A 19,090-nucleotide genomic window follows, 5' to 3' on the forward strand; every position below is an offset into this window, starting at 1 on the left:
AAAAAGCATACCACAAAAATTGTGAAAAAAAATCGAAGTTATCAATGCTGGAAGATATTAAAAGAAGATTTTGGATGAAGAAATGGAGTGAATTTGTAGTTAAAATTCAATAATTGAATACTGATATTGCATTTTTTTATCTTCAAAAAATCATGTTCAAGATCTGCTCGGAGTGAGCTTCTTAGCATACAGTGGTGGAAATGAACAAAGCTTCCTCCTCCCTAGATGAATGTAGAACGGAGGTGCCCTATTCATGCATCAAAGGTCTTCAAAAAACGTGAAATCGCAAACGATGAATTGTTCATTATGTCAATCTTTACTATAATCAAAGAAGTAGACCATAGTAGAGGGAGGATTTTTGTGATTACAAAAGCCATATTTGCTCTTGTTTTTCCTTTCCTGCTCGTTATTTTATTTTCAAAGGCTACTTATAATCACTATGTTGGCATTGCTTTAACAGCAGCGCTTTTATTTGCCTCGTATATGAAAGGTTATACAGAGACCTACTTTATCGTAGGGTTAGATATTATTTCTTTAGTAGCTGGCGCATTGTTTATGGCTAAAAAAGAAATTGAAAAGAGAGAGAAGGCTGAAAAAAATCATTTGTGATATTGATGCCGAAGTACATGAGGAGTGTGTCCTTTTTAAAAAGGAAGCTGTGCTTACTATTAAGTAAGTACGGCTTTATTTTTTTCGCTTCCTGTCTGCTGTTGGAATATCTCGCTCCATCTTGTTCCATACTGGAAGGAAAGTTCCTTTCGAGGGCCATTTACATTGGTAGAAAAGGGGAATATTTCATTGGAAATAAAAATCAACTCGGACACGAACTTTAGTTCGTATTTTTGTGTTCTTTTATGATAATATATTCATTAGATAGATTTCGTAACGAATGGAGGCTTTGATGTGAGTGACCGCTTTGAATTAGTTTCTAACTATCAGCCCCAAGGAGATCAGCCGAAAGCGATTGAACAGCTCGTGGAGGGAATTCGGCAGGGGAAACAGCATCAAACGCTGTTAGGTGCTACAGGTACGGGAAAGACGTTTACTGTATCAAATCTCATACAAGAAGTGAACAAGCCGACACTTGTCATTGCTCATAATAAGACACTTGCCGGCCAGTTGTACAGTGAATTCAAGGATTTCTTTCCGAATAATGCTGTTGAATATTTTGTTAGTTACTATGACTACTACCAGCCTGAGGCTTATGTGCCTCAGACAGATACATTTATTGAAAAGGATGCAAGCATAAATGATGAGATTGATAAGCTTAGACACTCCGCAACATCCTCGTTATTTGAGCGGAAGGATGTCATCATTATTGCCAGTGTGTCCTGTATTTACGGTTTAGGTTCGCCAGAAGAGTATCGGGAGCTTGTGTTGTCATTGCGTACAGAAATGGAAATTGAACGTAATCAGTTGCTGCGCAAACTTGTTGATATTCAGTATTCTCGTAATGATATAGATTTTCAGCGTGGAACCTTCCGGGTACGAGGCGACGTTGTTGAAATTTTTCCTGCTTCACGAGATGAACATTGTATTAGAGTGGAGTTTTTCGGTGATGAAATCGAACGTATTCGTGAAGTGGATGCACTGACTGGTGAAATACTAGGGGATCGTGAACATGTCGCTATTTTTCCAGCATCTCACTTCGTCACAAGAGAAGAAAAAATGGAAAAAGCCATTATCAATATTGAAAAAGAGCTAGAGGAGCAGCTTGAAAAGCTTCGAGAAAACGGCAAATTGCTTGAAGCGCAGCGCCTTGAACAGCGGACAAGATACGACCTTGAGATGATGAGAGAGATGGGATTTTGTTCTGGAATTGAAAATTATTCAAGACATCTGACATTACGTCCTCCTGGGTCAACTCCATATACATTGCTTGATTATTTCCCAGATGACTTTATGATTGTAGTCGATGAGTCACACGTAACAATACCGCAAATTCGGGCGATGTACAATGGAGACCAGGCTAGAAAACAAGTGTTGGTTGATCACGGATTCCGTCTGCCGTCAGCACTTGATAATAGACCATTAACCTTTGATGAATTTGAAAAGCACATTAACCATATTGTGTATGTATCTGCAACGCCAGGACCATATGAGCTTGAGAAGACACCAGAAGTCGTGGAGCAAATTATTCGCCCAACTGGTTTGCTTGATCCGGTGATTGAAGTTCGTCCAATTGAAGGACAAATTGATGATTTAATTGGCGAAATTCATGCAAGGGTTGAAAAAAATGAGCGAGTGCTTGTGACCACCTTGACGAAGAAAATGTCTGAAGATCTGACAGATTACTTAAAGGAAATTGGGATTAAGGTCAATTATTTACATTCAGAAATTAAGACACTTGAACGAATTGAGATTATTCGCGATTTGCGTCTTGGTAAATTTGATGTACTGATCGGTATTAATCTTCTGCGTGAAGGATTAGATATTCCTGAGGTTTCGCTTGTGGCAATTTTAGATGCAGATAAGGAAGGCTTTTTGCGTTCTGAAAGATCACTAATCCAAACGATCGGACGTGCAGCGAGAAATTCAGAAGGCCGAGTCATTATGTATGCTGACAATATAACGAAATCCATGGAGATTGCAATTCAAGAAACGAAACGAAGACGAGAGCAGCAGGAAGCGTATAACGAAAAGTGTGGGATTACACCACAAACCATTCACAAGAAGATTAGAGATGTCATTAAGGCAACGATTGTTCATGAAGAATCGGAAGAATATGAAACAAAAGCAGCACCAAAGCTCTCGAAAATGAGCAAAAAAGAACGAGAAAAAGTGATCGAAAAAGTCGAAATGGAAATGAAAGATGCAGCAAAAGCGCTTGATTTTGAAAAAGCAGCAGAATTAAGAGATTTATTGCTAGAGCTAAAAGCGGAAGGATGATTGCCTGATGGCTATGGAACGAATAGAGGTGAAAGGTGCAAGAGCGCACAACCTTAAAAATATTGATGTCAATATCCCGCGTGACCAGCTGGTTGTCATTACGGGTTTGTCTGGTTCAGGGAAATCGTCGCTCGCCTTTGATACCATTTATGCGGAAGGTCAGCGCCGGTACGTTGAATCTCTTTCAGCATATGCGCGCCAGTTTCTCGGTCAAATGGACAAACCAGATGTAGATGCCATTGAAGGTCTTTCTCCGGCGATAAGTATTGACCAGAAAACGACAAGCCGGAACCCTAGATCAACTGTCGGAACCGTGACGGAAATCTATGATTACTTGCGTCTTTTGTATGCAAGAATTGGAAAACCTGTCTGCCCGATACATGGGATTGAAATTACGTCGCAAACGATAGAACAAATGACAGATCGGATTTTAGAATATCCAGAAAGAACAAAGCTACAAGTGCTTGCGCCTGTTGTTTCTGGGCGTAAAGGGTCGCATGTCAAAGTACTCGATCAGATTCGGAAGCAGGGCTATGTTCGTGTGAGAATTGATGGACAGATGGAAGACCTTTCAGAAGATATCGAACTTGAAAAAAATAAAAAACATTCCATTGAAGTCGTGATTGACCGTATTGTGGTGAAAGAAGGTATTGCTGCTAGATTGTCTGATTCACTTGAATCGGCGCTCCGCCTAGGAGAAGGTCGAGTCATGATTGATGTGATTGGGCAAGAGGAGCTTTTATTCAGTGAACATCATGCTTGTCCGCATTGCGGGTTCTCTATTGGAGAGCTTGAGCCGAGAATGTTCTCGTTTAACAGTCCTTTCGGTGCATGTCCAAGCTGTGATGGGTTAGGTTCTAAACTTGAAGTAGACCCTGAGCTTGTCATTCCAAATAGAGAATTGACTTTACGTCAGCATGCCATTGCGCCATGGGAGCCGCAGAGCTCACAATATTATCCGCAGCTTCTTGAGTCAGTATGTACACACTATGGGATTGATATGGACATTCCAGTGAAAGATATCCCGTCGCATTTATTTGATAAAATTTTATATGGAAGCGGTTCTGAGCGGATTTATTTTAAATATGAAAATGACTTTGGTCAGGTACGTGAGAATGAAATAGAGTTTGAAGGTGTTCTTCGTAATATTGAACGACGATACAAGGAAACAAGCTCTGATTATATCCGTGAGCAAATGGAAAAATACATGGCCAATCAGCCATGTCCGACGTGTAAAGGGTATCGTCTCAAAAAAGAGACGCTTGCTGTATTGATTAATGGCAAGCACATTGGTGAAATCACAGATTTGTCTGTAGCTGATGCGCTTGATTTCTATGAAAAAATCAAGTTATCTGAAAAAGATATGCAGATTGCACAGCTCATTTTGCGCGAAATCAAAGAACGCTTGTCTTTTTTAAATAATGTCGGATTAGATTATCTAACATTAAGCCGATCTGCTGGAACGTTATCAGGCGGGGAGGCGCAGCGAATCCGTCTAGCAACTCAAATCGGGTCGAGACTGACCGGCGTTCTTTATATATTGGATGAACCATCTATTGGTTTACATCAACGAGACAATGATCGCTTAATTGGTACATTGAAGAACATGCGCGACATTGGGAACACGCTTATTGTCGTGGAGCATGATGAAGATACGATGCTTGCGGCAGATTATTTAATTGATATTGGGCCAGGGGCAGGGGTTCATGGAGGAGAAGTGATTTCTGCTGGAACGCCAGAAGAAGTCATGAATGATCCAAAATCTTTGACGGGTCAGTATTTATCTGGAGAAAAGTTTATCCCACTTCCGATTGAAAGAAGAAAACCGGATGGCCGCTTTATTGAAATAAAAGGCGCAAAAGAAAATAACCTGAAAAATGTAAATGCTAAGTTTCCTCTAGGTATCTTTACAGCTGTTACAGGTGTGTCTGGCTCAGGAAAAAGTACGCTTGTGAATGAGATTCTATTGAAATCACTTGCACAAAAATTGCATAGAGCGAAAGCGAAACCGGGCCAGCATAAAGAAATCAAAGGAATGGAATATTTAGATAAGGTCATTGATATTGATCAATCTCCGATTGGCCGTACACCACGATCCAATCCGGCTACGTATACAGGTGTATTTGATGATGTGAGAGATGTGTTTGCGCAAACAAATGAAGCCAAAGTACGAGGCTACAAAAAAGGCAGATTTAGTTTTAACGTTAAAGGTGGACGCTGTGAGGCTTGTCGTGGAGACGGAATCATTAAAATTGAAATGCACTTTTTACCTGATGTCTATGTGCCTTGTGAAGTGTGTCACGGGAAACGTTATAATCGTGAGACACTTGAGGTCACATACAAAGGGAAAAACATTGCAGATGTTCTTGAAATGACAGTAGAGGATGCGCTTCAGTTTTTTGAAAATATCCCGAAAATTAAGCGCAAACTTCAAACGATATATGATGTTGGTCTAGGGTATATCACACTTGGACAGCCTGCGACGACACTGTCTGGCGGAGAGGCACAGCGGGTGAAATTGGCTTCTGAACTTCATCGCCGTTCAAACGGACGATCTCTTTACATTTTAGACGAGCCAACGACAGGCCTTCATGTTGACGACATTGCTCGATTATTAAAAGTACTGCAGCGCTTAGTGGAAAACGGGGATACTGTTCTTGTGATTGAGCACAACCTTGATATTATCAAAGCCGCTGATTATTTGGTTGATTTAGGACCAGAAGGCGGTGCAGGAGGTGGAACGATCATCGCCTCTGGCACACCTGAACAAATCGCCCAAGAAGCAGCTTCTTACACAGGTCAATATTTAAAACCGATTTTGGAACGTGATCGGGAACGAATGAAGCAATTAGTCAAAGAAACGGAAAGTGTCACGTGAAAATAGTTTGAGCCTAGAATGAGATGGTGCTTGGAATAAGGAATGATTGCCTCATCAAGGAACATCTGAACGCATACCATGAATATGTGTTAGACAGGATAGAAAACGAATTCAGAAGTTATTGAAAACCCCTCTTGGTGAGGGGGTTTTCCTTTTATTGTGCATCTTCTTTGGGCATTAAATGACTTAAATGAGTTAAATCCTTTAAAATATGGGTACTACTGCTGTCGAGCAGCACTTTTAAAAAACGGATATCACCATATTGAGGATGAGACGGATGAATCGCCTCAAGTTCCTTCATCATATCGCTGTTCAGATTTTTCTGTTTCTGTATGAGGTCTAATAGCGTTTGTGCCGCGCTGTTGGAGTTGTGATGATCTGTCAAAATAATTACCCCCTATATTGATAATCATCATCTTTTCAACATATTTTAAAGGGTAATCTATGAAGAATCTATACTCCGAGGGAAAAAGAAATAATTTGTGTCTAAGGTCATGTGTAAATCGAATGATTTTGAAACTTTTTACACGCAATAAACGTATGAGTTAGAAAGGGATTTTCATCATGAAGGAGCGAATATATATGAATAGAGATCAGTCGATCATTGCATCTATTTGTTATTTCAGCGTTTTTTTTATGCCGTTTATCGTACCGATTGTGGCATATTTCGTTGTAGATCAACAGGAAACAAAACGGCATGCGAAACGGGCATTTTGGTCTCATCTGCTTCCAGTGGCAGCTTGCTGTATCCTCATTTTTGGGGCAATTCCATTTTTACTTGTAACGCAAGCGAATGATTCTCTTATCCCAGTGATGACGGTGTTCATCTTGTCAATTGTGATAGCCATTAGCTTTTTGATTTCAGTCATTTGGAATATCATTCAAGGCATTAAAGTGCTTCAATCAATACAATCATAGGAGGGCTTTGTATGAATGAAAAAGAACGAATTTTAAAACTGGTAGAAGACGGAACTTTATCAGCAAAAGAGGCCATTATCCTTTTAGAAAAATTAGAGGAGAGCCAGTCATCAACAACGGATCAAACTTTTCATGAAGAAAAGACTGGACCAGAAAATAAAAGAAACGGTACGGAAAATCTGGGGGCAAAGCTGTTTAACTGGTTAGATTCTGCGGTGAAAAAGGTTAAAGATGTGGATCTCGATTTAAACTTTGGACAGTCATTAGATGTTGAACATATTTTTCAGTTCAAAGATGCTTCAATGTCGCACTTAGATATTCAACTGGCTAACGGTAGCCTAAATGTGATGCCTTGGGATGATGGTGATATTCGAGCAGAATGCCATGCGAAAATCTACCGAACTGAGGACGGAGAGCAGGCAAGACAGCAATTTCTCAATCAACTGGATTGTGGACTCGAAGGTGACAAATTTTTTATTCGAACAGAAAAAAAGACAATGAAAGTCAATGTGACATTATATGTACCGCGTATACAATACGATAAGATCAAGGTAAAGTTGTTTAACGGACCGATTCGTGGGGAAAAGCTCATGACAAAAGAACTTGCTGCGAAAACGACGAATGGCGTTGTCTCTTTTGCCTCTCTACAGGCAGACAAAGTCGGAATTGAAACAGCAAATGGACAAATCAAACTGGCTGATCACGAGTGTGGTATGATTGAAGTAGAAACGATCAATGGTCTCATTGACCTACGTGGGAAGAGCGAAACGATTGATGCCCAAAGCTTTAACGGGAACATTGTGGTTCAGCTATTAGATGAGAAGTGCCGCTCTATCTATGCGAAAACAACAACAGGCAGTGTAGATGTAAATATTCCGCCGACATGTGCAGTGACTGCTGAACTGAAAAGCAACCTTGGGTCAATTTCTCACGATCTGCTTGATGCAGTCATGATAAAAGAGAAAAACGAAACATTACAAAAAGAAAAAATGATCAAAGCCAATCAAAATGAAATGCACAGTATATCTATTTTTGCAGAAACAAAGACAGGTTCAATACAAGTAAAGCATCAATCAAACAAGGAGTGATTCTACATGAAAAAGCTATATCGTTCAGCAACTGATAAGAAAATAGCCGGTGTTGTTGGTGGACTTGCAGAATACTTAAGTGTTGATGCATCACTGCTTAGAATTTTAACAGTTATAATCGGATGTATGACAGCATTTATGCCAATCTTTCTCATCTATTTTATTTGGTATTTGGCTGTTCCGGAAGAAGGCGCCCACATCAATGCTTAGATGGATTGTCAATATTTTAGTGAATGCATTACTTTTGATTGTCATTGCTGGGTATTTTGATTCCGGCATCCTCCCAGGGCTAGGGAGTGTGTATGTTGAAGGGTTTGGTGCAGCAATTGTTGCGAGTATCATTTTGTCTCTGCTCAACATCTTAGTAAAACCTTTTTTGATCATTTTAACGTTGCCGGTCACGGTCATCTCGCTAGGTCTGTTCTTATTTGTCATTAATGCCATAACACTGATGATGACATCTAGTTTTATGGGAGATAGTTTTAACATTGATGGCTTTGGGACGGCTATTTGGATGGCTGTCATCTTATCAATTTTCCATCTGTTAATACAAAAAGGAATCATTGAGCCGTTAGCGAAAAAAAGCTAACGGTTTTTTTGCGTAAATTGGTCTTGTTTTCTCCAATCGTCGTGACATAAAAACCTCTTTTCGGAGACACAATATGCCGAAGGGAGGCGGTGCATGATGGTGAACGTCAGCAGACATATGTGGCTTTTATGTTTTTTTATCATTCTTTTTTGTTTCAGTCAGCCTGCTGTAGCAGGGTCATTCGTTCAAAAACAAGTGAACATGACAGACAAGCCTTTTTCCCCTTTTATCTTTGACCAGTTTCATGTGGACGTGCGTCCCATTCAAGAAAAAGGCCGTGATCTGCAGTTTCGGGCAAAGATGAGTCAGTCAGAACAAGTGTTGTCAGCAAATTTATACTATAAACAAAGCGATGAACTGGGATACCGATTCATCCCAATGGAACGTTTGCCAGGGATGAAGCCAGAATTTACTGCGACAATTCCTCCAGATCAATTATGGAATTCAAAGGTACATTACTACACTGAATTTCTAACACAAAAATCTGTGATCAGAACGGCAGAACAATCTGTCCAATTGGATGGCTATAAAGAGGATCTCTCACAAATTCCAGACTTACTAATCACGGAGATTGTGGTGAATTCAAAGAATCGTCAAGGCAAAGATGCGTTTGAATTTATAGAGGTTTACAACACAACGCATTCACCTATTTCTTTTCAACATTATCAGCTACGCTATCGCAACCCTGCACAGGACACCGAGATGGATGAAATTTATTCTTTTCATTTAAATCCGGTGACGATTTCGCCTGGGAAACCTTATGTATTTTGGTTAAAAAGAAAAGGTCAGGAACACTTGACTGTGGCGGACTTTAATAAAATGTACAAAAGCAATTTAAGAGAGGGCAAGCATCTATCGGTCGTCGAGAGCAGGGGGCTGTCCAACTCCAAAGCTCGCCTTGTCTCAATTACATCGAATATTGGTGAAGAGATGTCATCTGCGACATTTCGTTTGAAACCATCATTGTTTAGTGAGCATAAATCCCTTCTGTTCAAGTATCCAATGGACGGAACATCACAAATGAAACTAATTTCAAAAATAGAAGAAGAACCAACTCCTGGAAAAGTGTTAAAAGCGCAAATTCCTACTGAGAAAAAAGAAATATCACAAGATATCCATAAACCTGTTATTGAAGATATGACCGATCGAAAACCGATTAAACCGACGGAAGGTATTGAGATTAAAGCGGATGTACAGGATGATCAGTTAGTCAAAACAGTCAAATTGCGCTATCGAACCAATCGCAGGGATCATTTTAAAGAGGTCCTTCTTCAAAAAGATCATAATGATCGGTTGTTTCATCACATTATCTATTCACCTGAATTGATTGGTAAAGACCAGTTAGAATATCAACTTGAAGCGTCAGATGGTAAGAATCAGACAGTCACCATGAAAAAATTAATTGATGTGGAGCAAATTAGTAAAGCACACGGCCTTCGATTTAACGTAGAACAAGGCGATACGGTATCTGGTGTATTCGCATTAAAGGCAACGTCAGATCTAAAAAAACCGATTCAATTTACGATAGATGGAAAGAAGAATCGACATACGTTTTCTGCACTTGAGGCTGATCCATATATCGCCTTTGATGTCAAAGGGACAAATCTATATTTTAAAAACGGTGTCTCGATAGGTAAGCACTTACTTTCGATTTTTGATGATTCGACAAAAGTGTATCGAACCTATACAATGACCATACCAGAAGCGGAGCTGAAAACGTCAGGTTTACAAACAATATCATTCCACGCCGGAACAAAATCTTCTCCGTTTGATCGTTTGTCAGGAGAGAATCATGATGATTTTGAACTGAAGAATGTCAGATTGATTTTATCGAATGGGAAACAAATCCATCCAATTGATGGAGAACAGCGAAAAGAATGGAAGATGGGAGATAGTGATGGAGCAAAAAAAGTGAGATCCTTTCAATTTCAGATCCCCAAACAAGCATATGTATCAACATATATCCAGTGGGATACTAGAAAGCTGAAAGAAGGTCCGCATCTCATTCATGCCAAAACAGAAGATGAACATGCATCAGTTCGTGTTAAAGTGGATAATACAGGACCAAAAATAAAGACAAACATACATGCAAATGACCAATATAAAGGAGCTTTTACGTTAAAAGCAAAGGTGTCTGATCGATGGAGTGACATAGAGGAAGTTCGTGCGTTCTTAGATCGTGAACCAATTTCTTTGCCTTATCAGACGTCTTCTAGTGAATTAACACCTGGACAACATACGTTTTTGGTGAAAGCAAAAGATGCGGCAGGGAACATGACTACATTGAAAAGAGAATTCACCACTGTCCATGAACACCCTGAAACGCCAGAGCGAATAGCAGATATGACAAAAGAAGGATCATCCAAGCAAACCGTTTTGACGAAAGATCCCACAAATGACAAGCTGGATTATTCATTTTATCGTGCCTATCAACACACATCACTAAGTCCCACGATGAATATATTTAAATATGCTGCAGAGACAGAACCACCAAAAGGTTTCGTTCAAAAAGGAGAAATGATCTTTTCTGACAATGAAAGAAAACGCATTGCATTTGCTGATGGTAAGGCTGTTGAAACAAAGGACTTACATCGTTTTCCCTATCATCATTTTCAAATCAAGGTAAATCATCATGTAGGTGAAAAAGATGCAGTAGAGGCTGTTTGGAAAGGAAGTTCATTGTCAGGCAGAAAGGTGACAATGTATGCTTGGAATCATCAGCAGGAAAAGTGGGACAAAATTACCCATCACTTTGCGAAGGATCAAAAAGAGTTTTATCTAAAAGGATTGCTGTCGGTCAGGCAGTATATGAAGAATCAAACATTTGATTTGATTGTGCAAGATGAGATCAGCAAGAAACAGAAGCCTTACAAAATGGTATGGATGTCTGATACACAATATTATGCAAAAAGTTATCCTCATATCTTCAAAAAAATGGTTGAGTGGATTAGAGATCAGAGAGAGAAGTTAAATATCCAATATGTGTTCCATACAGGCGATATAGTGGATGATTCGAAGGACAAACAATGGAAGCATGCTGATACATTTATGCGTGTTTTAGATGAGCATCACATACCTTATGGTGTATTGGCAGGGAATCATGATGTGAGGCACAAGGATGGTTTTTATACGGAGTATGGCCACTACTTCGGTGCGAACCGATTTGCAGAAAAACCTTACTACGGAGAATCGTATCAAAATAATCGAGGGCACTATGACCTCATCTCCGCCGGCGGCAATGATTATATGATGGTGTATATGGGCTGGGGAATCAGGCAAGCAGAAATCGATTGGTTAAATCGGGTAATTTCTGAGCATCCAGACCGTATCGTCATCTTAAACTTCCACGAATATTTGTTAGTGAGTGGAAATCGAAGCCCGATTGGCGATCTCATCTTCCACCAAGTAGTGAAGCGTCATCCTAATATCGTGGCAGTATTTAGCGGTCACTACCACGGTGCAAGCAGAAAGGTAGATGAACTAGATGATGACCATGATGGAAAGGTCGATCGGAAAGTGTATCAAATTCTCGCCGATTATCAATCAGGCCCTGAAGGCGGTCAGGGGTTTATGCGATTGATCACGGCAGATCAAGAGAAAAATCAGCTTCATTTTACAACATACTCACCATACATGAATCAAGAGCATTTCTATGATCCCAAAACGTTTGGAGACCAAGATGAGTTTTCAATTGATGTGGATTTGACGCCAAAAATGAAGTCAGTCAAGACCAACTATTTTGAGCTGAATGTGTATACAAACGTACTTCTTGGAGAAGTACGAGGTGTGAAAAGCGGCAAAAAGGCCAGCTTTGAGTGGGAAGGGTTAAAACCAAATCAAGACTATTATTGGTACACAGTTGCAAAAGACCGTTTCCAAGGGAAAGCTGTTTCACCAATATGGAAAATCCATACAAAAGATAACGATCAAACAAAATTTCTTCATAAATAAACATCACTGTGCTCCAACTTAGGAGCACAGTTTATCTTTCCATTGTATGAATGAGCTTGTAACGATCCCCTCTATAAACGGAAAGAACATACTCGAATGGAAGGTCGTTTTGAAAATAAGTCGTTCTTGCAATAGATAACACAGGAGCACCAGTAGAAATTGAAAGCAGGTGTGCTTCTGCTTTTGTTGCAACATTGGCTTCTAGTTCCTGCTTCGCATGCGCAATCGCAAGACCTGTGTTGTTTTCCATATATTCATATAAAGAACCTGTTAGATGTTCCTTCGTTAAAGAGCCTGCGAATTTTTCTGGTATATAGCTCGTTTCAATGGCCATCGGTTCATCATTTGCAAGGCGTATTCGTTTGAATTCATATAAGAAATCACTGTCTGACAGTTGAAGTACTGATAACAAGTGCTCTGGGCATGTGATTTTGTTGAAATCGAGCAGTTGGCTGGAAGCTTTGAGCCCGCGTTGTCTCATGTCTTCTGTAAAACTTGTTAAGCCTTGAAGCGTCTGTTCAAACTTTTTTCGGTTAACGAAGGTGCCTTTTCCTTTTTGACGATACAAATATCCTTCGTTCACAAGGTTTGATAAGGCTTGTCTGACGGTCATTCGACTAATCCCAAAACGTTCGGCGTATTCTCTTTCAGAAGGAATGAGTGTATCAGGTGCTAATGTTCCATTCTCAATCTGTTTTTTCAAGTTTTCCATAATTTGATGGTACATAGGGATAGGTGATTGCTTATCAATAAACATGTGAAAACCCTCTCGTGTTTAGCGTAGTGAACCAGCTTCTCTATCAATGAAAACTGTTACATCTTGATGAAGTTTCAGGGCGGATGCAGGGAAGTCTGGGTGTATCTCAGCTTTTTCTAAATATTGTATCACTTTCGCTTTTGATTTTCCTGATGCGAGAAGAAGAATTTTCTTGCTTGAAAGGATGCTCTCAATACCCATCGTAATCGCATATGTTGGCACTTCATCAATAGAAGAAAAATATCTTGCATTTGTTTGGCGTGTGTTCTCATCTAACTGGACAACATGGGTTCTTGAGGTAAATGGTGTACCAGGTTCGTTAAAGCCGATATGTCCATTTTGCCCGATACCAAGAAGCTGAAGATCGATGCCGCCTAAATCTTGAATGAGTTGTTCATATCGCAAACACTCTAAATCTAAATTTGATGCGTTACCATTTGGCAAGTAATACTGATCCTTCGGGATATCAATATGATCAAATAAATGACGTTTCATGTACGTCATATAACTATTTTCGTGATCTGAATCAAGTCCCACATACTCATCTAAATTCACTGTTTTTGTTTGTTTGAGAGACAATTGTTTGGATCGATGAAGCCGAATTAACTCCCTGTAAGTATCGACAGGTGTACCGCCAGTTGCAAGACCGAGCACTGCATGTGGTTTAGCTTCGATTGTACGAGCAATCATGGCAGCGGCTTCTCTTCCCAATTGGTCTTTATCCGCAAATTCAATGATGTTCATTCGTGATTGTCCTCCCTTTTTTCCCAGACTATTTGTCCACGGCAGATGGTCAAAATCAGTTCTCCAGATTCATCCCAAATCACTAAGTCAGCGAATTTCCCTATCTCGATTGATCCAAGGAGATGATCGAGTCCAAGCTGTTTCGCTGCATTTGTTGAGGTCATCTTGGCGATATCTGTCCACTCACATTTTGTAATGTGTCTCATCCGTTTTACGCCGTCTTTCATCATTAATATAGATCCTGCGAGTGTACCATCTGGCAGCAGTGCTTTCTCGCCGCTAACTGTGACAGTTTGACCGCCAAATTCGTATGTTCCATTACCTAGTCCTTTTGCCCGCATCGAATCTGTGATCATGATCAAACGATCACTGCCTTTTGCAAGGTATGCAAGCTTAATGGAGAGTGGATGAGAATGAATGCCATCTGTGATCAGTTCTGTATGCAAGTCTTCGTTCGTTAGAGCAGCACCTACAACATGCGGCTCACGATGCTGAAAAGAACTCATCGCATTATAAAGGTGAGTAATGTGACGTGCACCATTGTTTGCAGCTAATTCAATCATGTCACTATGTGCATTCGTATGTCCAATAGAAGGAATCAATTTTTTTTCTCGAAGCAATGAAAGAAAAGCAAAATCAGGATCTTCCTCAGGTGCAAACGTAACGATTTGAATGAGCTGCTTAGATGCATCGAACCATTTCTCAAAAAGCGGGAGATCAGGCTGTATAATCCATTGAGCAGGCTGTGCCCCAGCTTTTTGCTTAGAGATAAATGGACCTTCAAGGTGAATACCTAGGCATTGTGCCTGACTTCCGGCTTTTCTTTCATTTTGTTCTTTCCAGAGAGCGACATTTTTAAGTGCATGTTCAATCTCATGATGGTTTTGGGTAATGGTTGTTGCTAAAAAACTTGTCGTTCCTTCTGATGGTAAGTTGTCAGCGAGTACATTCATGGCTTCTGGTGTCGCATCCATCATATCTGCACCATATCCGCCATGAATATGGATATCAATCATTCCGGGAAGTAAATAAAAGTTTTCCCGGGAAATATATACTTTTTCATAATTTTCTGTCGGAGGCAATGTAGAAATATAGTCAATCTTGCCATCGCGTAAACCGACAAAACCATTTTGAATGATACGTGTCTCTGTCACAATATGAATATTGGAGAGCAATAAAGAGTTGCTCATATTGATGCCTCCTTATTCGCTGTCTTTTGACTTTAGTTTACCTTTTTTAAGTATAGTTGTCTATACCAGTTGAATAGGATGAGACAGGATCAGGATAAAATACTGTTTTGGGTTCATCATTGAAAGTGATAAAATAGAGCTGTATTTCTGAAACGCCTGTGATAAAAGGAGGAAGAAACGTGCCGAAAGTTCGTACAAAGGACATAATGGAGCAATTTCATCTTGAACTGGTAAGTGGGGAAGAAGGGATTAATCGTCCTATTACAATTAGTGATCTTTCCAGACCGGGTATTGAAATGGCTGGATATTTTACATATTACCCAAAAGAAAGAGTTCAGCTTTTAGGGAAAACAGAGCTTTCCTTTTTTGAACAGCTTCCTGAGCGCGAAAGAAAGCAGAGAATGATGTCTCTTTGTACAGATATTACACCTGCTATTATTTTGTCACGAGATCGTGAAGTGCCAAAGGAATTGATTGAAGCATCAAATAAAAATGGAGTGCCTGTTTTACGCTCAAGTTTGAAAACAACAAGGCTCTCTAGTCGCTTAACGAACTTCTTAGAAAGTAAGCTAGCACCAACGACAGCTATTCATGGCGTGCTCGTGGATGTATACGGTGTAGGTGTATTGTTAATTGGGAAAAGCGGAGTAGGAAAAAGTGAAACAGCCCTTGAATTAGTGAAGAGAGGGCATCGGCTTGTTGCGGATGATTGTGTGGAAATCCGTCAAGAAGATCAGGATACATTAGTTGGAAGTGCACCTGAGCTAATCGAACACCTTCTTGAAATCCGCGGGTTAGGTATTATTAATGTCATGACCTTGTTTGGAGCAGGCGCGGTCAGAAGCTATAAGAGAATTACGATTGTCATGAATCTTGAGCTTTGGGAACAAGGCAAGCAATATGATCGTTTAGGGCTTGAAGAAGAAAAAATGAGAATCATTGATACAGATGTGCCAAAGCTGACGATTCCCGTTCGTCCAGGACGAAACTTAGCGGTCATCATTGAGGTGGCTGCGATGAATTTCCGATTAAAACGAATGGGACATAATGCAGCGGAGCAATTTACAAGTAAACTTGCCGATGTTATTGAAGATAATAGTCAGGATGAATAGGAGTTGTCTATATGAATGATGCAATTAAACCCATTGACCCGATAGCTCTTCAGCTTGGACCTATTTCGGTTCATTGGTATGGTGTGATCATAGGTGTTGGAGCCTTGCTTGGGTTATGGCTCGCACTAAGAGAATGTGAAAAAAGAGGGATCAATAAAGATACGTTTATAGATTTGATATTATTTGCGATTCCAATTGCGATTATTTGTGCACGTATTTATTATGTTTCATTTGAATGGGATTATTACCAGCAGCACCCAAATGAAATCATTAAGATTTGGAATGGCGGGATTGCGATACATGGAGGGCTCATAGGGGCAGTGCTTACGGCCATTGTGTTTACAAGGTTGAGAAAAGTGTCCTTTTGGAAAATCGCTGATGTTGCAGCACCTAGTATTTTGCTAGGACAAGCCATCGGGCGTTGGGGGAACTTTATTAATCAGGAAGCACATGGTGAGGCTGTTTCAAGAGCTTTTTTAGAAAATTTGCATCTACCTGAATTTATTATTAATCAAATGTATATTGATGGAACATATTATCACCCGACATTTTTATATGAATCATTATGGAATATTGCCGGTGTTGTGATCTTAATTTTATTACGCAGAACTTCTCTACGCAGAGGCGAAATCTTCTTGTCTTATTTAATTTGGTATTCTATCGGCCGTTTCTTCATTGAAGGAATGAGAACAGACAGTTTAATGCTGACAGAGCATCTACGTATTGCACAAGTGATTTCAATCGCAATATTTGCAATGGCCATTTTGCTAATTGTGTATAGAAGAATAAGAGGCTACGCATCTATTCCGTATAAAGAGAATAACTCGTCGAATGAATAGGAGGGGTAAGATGGGGGAAACTTGGAAAAATGGCTTGAAAGCAGGATTATCGACGACATGGACACTTGGAAAAGTTATTTTTCCGGTCACCATTCTCGTCAGCATTTTGCAACATACACCTGTGATGGATTGGATCATACAATTCATTAGACCGTTTATGGGATTGTTTGGTCTGTCAGGGGAAGCGGCGGTTCCGCTTGTATTAGGGAATATGCTGAACTTGTATGCTGGTATCGCTGCTATTTTAACGTTAGAGCTACCTGTCAAAGAGGTATTCATTCTGGCAGTGATGCTATCCTTCTGCCATAATTTAATGATTGAATCGACAGTGGCCGCAAAAGTAGGGCTGAGGGTGTCTGTTATCTTGTTAGTGAGAATTAGTCTTGCAGCTGTTTCAGCTATCGTAATTCATCTCGTTTGGCAAGGGGGACAAGAAACGGCGCAGTATGGATTGCTTTCAGCAACCCAAACGGCTGATGTGCCTTCAAGCTGGTACATGATTCTTCTTCTTGCCTTACAGAAAGCCGTTCTTGGTGTACTGCAGCTTGCTTGTATTGTCATTCCGCTTATGGTGATCATACAATTGATGAGAGACATGGGGTGGCTATATGCGTTGTCAAGATGGTTATCTCCTTTTACGAAAATGCTTGGGATGAAGGAGAATACGTCCATGACCATGGTAGCAGGTCTGACAATTGGTCTGGCGTACGGTGCAGGTGTGATGATGAAAGCAGTCGAAGAGGACGGTGTCAGCAAAAAAGATTTAACCCTTGCCTTCATCTTCCTTGTCACCTGTCATGCAGTGGTTGAAGATACGCTGGTTTTTATACCACTTGGAATTCCAGTGTGGCCACTCCTTTTCATTCGCCTTATCTCTGCCATTTTATTGACAGCTGCCATTAGTTTTATTTGGCGGAAGTGGGAACACGCAGCTGTTAGAAAGGAAGCAATATGAACGAATCAACGATCAATACAGTACTTTTTGATTTAGATGGTACATTAATTAATACAAATGAATTAATTATCGCCTCATTTCAGCATACATTGGATCATTATTATCCTGGGCAATATAGCCGTAATGATATTCTTCAGTTCATTGGTCCTTCGTTGTATGATACATTCTCCGCTATGGACCCGGAACTCACTGATGACATGATTCAGATGTATCGCACTTTTAATCATGAACAGCATGATTTGCTCGTGTCTGAGTATGAGACTGTTTTAGATACATTGAAAGTATTGCAGGATCAAGGATTTAAACTTGGGATTGTCACAACTAAAATTCGTGATACTGTCCAAATGGGATTGAAGCTGACGGGTTTAGAGTCATTCTTTGAAGTCATTGTGACACTTGATGATGTAGTGAATGAGAAGCCGCATCCGGAACCGGTACTGCTGGCGCTATCGAAGCTTGGCAGTGATCCGCAGGAAGCGGTGATGGTTGGCGATAATTATCATGATATTTTATCTGGTCAAGCGGCAGGGACAAAAACTGCAGGTGTGTCTTGGTCGATTAAGGGAGAAGAGACCCTTTTAAAATATCGCCCAGATTTTATGTTAAAGCAAATGAGTGATCTGCTGGCGATCGTTGGAGCTGATTAATTTGAGAAAAACGGACCGTTATCCAGTAAAAGGGGTCAATTCCCTTAGACAAGTCTATCGCACGGTCCCCTTTATCAAGGTCATGAAAAATTTTATCTTTATTCAAATTGCACGGTACATGCCTTGGATGGGATTGAAAAACTGGATTTATCGGATATTCCTTCGCATGAAGGTCGGGGAGGATACAGCGTTTGCTTTAATGGTCATGGTAGATATTATGTTTCCTGAAAAAATCAGTGTCGGTCGAAATTGTGTGATCGGATATAATACGACAATTTTAACCCATGAGTATTTGATTAAAGAGTACAGGCTCGGGGAAGTTTATATTGGAAATGAAGTGATGATCGGGGCAAATTCAACGATATTGCCAGGAGTGACGATCGGTGATGGTGCCATTGTGTCAGCAGGTACACTTGTTCATAAGGATGTCCCCACAGGTTCTTTTGTGGGAGGGAATCCAATGCGCATTATTTATACAAAAGAAGAGATGGAAGCGCGTCAACCTACGTCTGCTGAGTAGCTCGGCAGATTTT

The 19,090-nt window shown here is 40.2% G+C and carries 17 protein-coding genes; 13 read left to right on the forward strand and 4 right to left on the reverse strand.

The window, feature by feature from the left end:
• Nucleotides 1-360: 360 nt before the first annotated feature.
• The 3 genes from ACIQCE_RS07235 (at nt 361) to uvrA (ending at nt 5,767) form a co-directional block, all read left to right on the forward strand.
• Nucleotides 361-609 (forward strand): CsbA family protein, encoded by a 249-nt coding sequence (locus tag ACIQCE_RS07235; RefSeq protein ID WP_400494201.1) that lies wholly within the window; start codon nt 361-363, stop codon nt 607-609.
• A gap of 294 nt (nt 610-903) precedes the next feature.
• Complete coding sequence (gene uvrB / locus ACIQCE_RS07240; RefSeq protein WP_400494202.1) at nt 904-2,889, forward strand: excinuclease ABC subunit UvrB; 1,986 nt, start codon at nt 904-906, stop codon at nt 2,887-2,889.
• A gap of 7 nt (nt 2,890-2,896) precedes the next feature.
• The gene (gene uvrA, locus ACIQCE_RS07245; RefSeq protein WP_400494203.1) at nt 2,897-5,767 is read left to right on the forward strand and encodes an excinuclease ABC subunit UvrA; all 2,871 of its coding nucleotides are present in this window, start codon (nt 2,897-2,899) and stop codon (nt 5,765-5,767) included.
• 154 nt (nt 5,768-5,921) lie between these two features.
• Here the strand turns inward: uvrA and ACIQCE_RS07250 are convergent, their stop codons facing one another.
• Complete coding sequence (locus ACIQCE_RS07250) at nt 5,922-6,152, reverse strand: hypothetical protein (protein WP_400494205.1); 231 nt, start codon at nt 6,150-6,152, stop codon at nt 5,922-5,924.
• A gap of 197 nt (nt 6,153-6,349) precedes the next feature.
• Here ACIQCE_RS07250 and ACIQCE_RS07255 point away from each other — a divergent pair, with 197 nt between their 5' ends.
• The 5 genes from ACIQCE_RS07255 (at nt 6,350) to ACIQCE_RS07275 (ending at nt 12,313) form a co-directional block, all read left to right on the forward strand.
• Nucleotides 6,350-6,685: a magnetosome magnetite crystal formation protein family gene (locus ACIQCE_RS07255; protein ID WP_353854478.1), complete on the forward strand. Its 336-nt coding sequence runs from the start codon at nt 6,350-6,352 to the stop codon at nt 6,683-6,685.
• Between the two features lie 11 nt (nt 6,686-6,696).
• Nucleotides 6,697-7,773 carry a DUF4097 family beta strand repeat-containing protein gene (locus ACIQCE_RS07260; protein ID WP_400494206.1) on the forward strand — a complete coding sequence of 359 codons (1,077 nt, stop codon included), beginning with the start codon at nt 6,697-6,699 and terminating at the stop codon, nt 7,771-7,773.
• Between the two features lie 6 nt (nt 7,774-7,779).
• Nucleotides 7,780-7,983 (forward strand): PspC domain-containing protein, encoded by a 204-nt coding sequence (locus tag ACIQCE_RS07265; protein ID WP_400494207.1) that lies wholly within the window; start codon nt 7,780-7,782, stop codon nt 7,981-7,983.
• The gene (locus ACIQCE_RS07270) at nt 7,976-8,362 is read left to right on the forward strand and encodes a phage holin family protein (RefSeq protein WP_353854481.1); all 387 of its coding nucleotides are present in this window, start codon (nt 7,976-7,978) and stop codon (nt 8,360-8,362) included. The genes ACIQCE_RS07265 and ACIQCE_RS07270 overlap by 8 nt, the downstream gene beginning before the upstream one ends.
• 96 nt (nt 8,363-8,458) lie before the next feature.
• Nucleotides 8,459-12,313, forward strand: a complete 3,855-nt coding sequence (locus tag ACIQCE_RS07275) for a lamin tail domain-containing metallophosphoesterase family protein (RefSeq protein ID WP_400494483.1) — start codon at nt 8,459-8,461, stop codon at nt 12,311-12,313.
• Between the two features lie 31 nt (nt 12,314-12,344).
• On the opposite strand, the gene ACIQCE_RS07280 is transcribed toward ACIQCE_RS07275, so the two are convergent.
• Genes ACIQCE_RS07280 through nagA form a run of 3 tightly spaced genes read right to left on the reverse strand, consistent with a single transcriptional unit; the run spans nt 12,345 to nt 15,004 of the window.
• Entirely contained in the window at nt 12,345-13,070 is a 726-nt protein-coding gene (locus ACIQCE_RS07280) for a GntR family transcriptional regulator (RefSeq protein ID WP_400494209.1), read from the reverse strand.
• 18 nt (nt 13,071-13,088) lie between these two features.
• The gene (gene nagB, locus ACIQCE_RS07285) at nt 13,089-13,814 is read right to left on the reverse strand and encodes a glucosamine-6-phosphate deaminase (protein ID WP_400494210.1); all 726 of its coding nucleotides are present in this window, start codon (nt 13,812-13,814) and stop codon (nt 13,089-13,091) included.
• Complete coding sequence (gene nagA, locus ACIQCE_RS07290) at nt 13,811-15,004, reverse strand: N-acetylglucosamine-6-phosphate deacetylase (protein WP_400494211.1); 1,194 nt, start codon at nt 15,002-15,004, stop codon at nt 13,811-13,813. Before nagA ends, nagB begins: the two co-directional genes overlap by 4 nt.
• 179 nt (nt 15,005-15,183) lie before the next feature.
• Between nagA and hprK the strand changes: the two genes are divergently transcribed.
• From hprK to ACIQCE_RS07315, 5 genes are read left to right on the forward strand one after another with little or no spacing between them, the layout of a single operon-like run.
• Nucleotides 15,184-16,116 (forward strand): HPr(Ser) kinase/phosphatase, encoded by a 933-nt coding sequence (hprK, locus tag ACIQCE_RS07295; RefSeq protein WP_353854485.1) that lies wholly within the window; start codon nt 15,184-15,186, stop codon nt 16,114-16,116.
• 11 nt (nt 16,117-16,127) lie between these two features.
• Nucleotides 16,128-16,955, forward strand: coding sequence for a prolipoprotein diacylglyceryl transferase (lgt, locus tag ACIQCE_RS07300; protein WP_353854486.1), 828 nt, complete (start codon nt 16,128-16,130; stop codon nt 16,953-16,955).
• A gap of 10 nt (nt 16,956-16,965) precedes the next feature.
• A complete protein-coding gene (locus ACIQCE_RS07305; protein ID WP_400494212.1) occupies nt 16,966-17,910 on the forward strand; it encodes a nucleoside recognition domain-containing protein in 945 nt (314 codons plus the stop codon).
• Nucleotides 17,907-18,557: a pyrophosphatase PpaX gene (gene ppaX, locus ACIQCE_RS07310; RefSeq protein ID WP_400494213.1), complete on the forward strand. Its 651-nt coding sequence runs from the start codon at nt 17,907-17,909 to the stop codon at nt 18,555-18,557. The genes ACIQCE_RS07305 and ppaX overlap by 4 nt, the downstream gene beginning before the upstream one ends.
• Nucleotide 18,558: 1 nt before the next feature.
• A complete protein-coding gene (locus ACIQCE_RS07315) occupies nt 18,559-19,077 on the forward strand; it encodes an acyltransferase (RefSeq protein WP_400494214.1) in 519 nt (172 codons plus the stop codon).
• The last annotated feature ends 13 nt before the right edge of the window (nt 19,078-19,090 follow it).

It is taken from the genome of Bacillus sp. NPDC093026, from assembly GCF_044754665.1.
Lineage (GTDB): Bacteria > Bacillota > Bacilli > Bacillales > Bacillaceae > Bacillus > Bacillus maqinnsis.

What these genes read in the sequence shown, in the direction of transcription:
- lgt (WP_353854486.1), top strand. Translation starts at nt 16,128, where the DNA reads ATGAATGATGCAATTAAACCCATTGACCCGATAGCTCTTCAGCTTGGA.
- ACIQCE_RS07275 (WP_400494483.1), top strand. Translation starts at nt 8,459, where the DNA reads ATGGTGAACGTCAGCAGACATATGTGGCTTTTATGTTTTTTTATCATT.
- uvrA (WP_400494203.1), top strand. Translation starts at nt 2,897, where the DNA reads ATGGCTATGGAACGAATAGAGGTGAAAGGTGCAAGAGCGCACAACCTT.
- ppaX (WP_400494213.1), top strand. Translation starts at nt 17,907, where the DNA reads ATGAACGAATCAACGATCAATACAGTACTTTTTGATTTAGATGGTACA.
- ACIQCE_RS07255 (WP_353854478.1), top strand. Translation starts at nt 6,350, where the DNA reads ATGAATAGAGATCAGTCGATCATTGCATCTATTTGTTATTTCAGCGTT.
- ACIQCE_RS07305 (WP_400494212.1), top strand. Translation starts at nt 16,966, where the DNA reads ATGGGGGAAACTTGGAAAAATGGCTTGAAAGCAGGATTATCGACGACA.
- ACIQCE_RS07280 (WP_400494209.1), bottom strand. Translation starts at nt 13,070, where the DNA reads ATGTTTATTGATAAGCAATCACCTATCCCTATGTACCATCAAATTATG.
- ACIQCE_RS07270 (WP_353854481.1), top strand. Translation starts at nt 7,976, where the DNA reads ATGCTTAGATGGATTGTCAATATTTTAGTGAATGCATTACTTTTGATT.
- nagA (WP_400494211.1), bottom strand. Translation starts at nt 15,004, where the DNA reads ATGAGCAACTCTTTATTGCTCTCCAATATTCATATTGTGACAGAGACA.
- ACIQCE_RS07260 (WP_400494206.1), top strand. Translation starts at nt 6,697, where the DNA reads ATGAATGAAAAAGAACGAATTTTAAAACTGGTAGAAGACGGAACTTTA.
- ACIQCE_RS07265 (WP_400494207.1), top strand. Translation starts at nt 7,780, where the DNA reads ATGAAAAAGCTATATCGTTCAGCAACTGATAAGAAAATAGCCGGTGTT.
- nagB (WP_400494210.1), bottom strand. Translation starts at nt 13,814, where the DNA reads ATGAACATCATTGAATTTGCGGATAAAGACCAATTGGGAAGAGAAGCC.